1 protein-coding gene is annotated in these 845 nt (G+C 39.2%); it reads right to left on the minus strand.

What is annotated here, in order from left to right:
• Nucleotides 1-200 precede the first annotated feature (200 nt).
• Nucleotides 201-845: LysR substrate-binding domain-containing protein (locus tag R7R24_RS25745; protein WP_318119954.1), on the minus strand; the 645-nt coding region annotated here is incomplete at its 5' end.

Consider the following 845-nt stretch of genomic DNA (forward strand, 5'->3'; position numbering starts at 1 on the left):
AAAAACAAAAAATATCATCAAGTTTAATCGCGATATCTTTGCAATTTAAAAAGCTCTGTTATTTAAAAACGAATTTAGCCACCATCGCTTTTGTTCTGTCTATACAATTATTATCAGTACACGAGGTAAAGCCGCTAGATAACCGCGCCTAGCTTACGGATACAACTGTATGGTTCTTGGCATCGGGAATAAGCAAAGAGCTAAGATTTGTAAAATGGTTTTAGCGTTTCTTTGATGTTGTTTCGAATACGCTTGTGGTGCAGGTTGTTTTTTTCTCTTTTGTGATAAATGAAATGGTAGGTGACAAGGTTTGACTCAATGGGCAAGTCAATCACTTGTAAGTCTAGTTGTTCCTTCCATTTCATTGCAAAAGACTGGGGGATTATCGCGATATTGTCACTCTCAATCACGTTTAACACGATGCCAGAAAGAGAAGATGCCACGGTTTCGACTTGTACGTTATTTAGGTATTGGTTGTGATTGGTCGTTTGATTCACAGCCCATTCATCAGTCAGCACGCAGTGTTTCTCTTTAAAAAACTGCTTGGTATTGATTTGTCCATTTATTCTCGGATGTGTTTTGCGGCATACGACGACATTTGGCTCTTCGTGAATCACCTCATTGACCAGTGTAGAATCATCAGACTTGATTGAATCAATGATTAACGCAATTTTCTGCTGATGAAGCAGTTCCAGTAACAAGTTTTTTGTCGCGGCAGCTTCGTGAACAGAAACGTTGTTAATCGACGATAAACTACCCGAAAATACCTCTGAGCAGTAAACCTTAAATTGAGGCGAAATGGACAATGCATTCTCTACCATACACAGTGCTTGCCTTAGTTTGGG

The organism is Vibrio sp. 704, assembly GCF_033339295.1.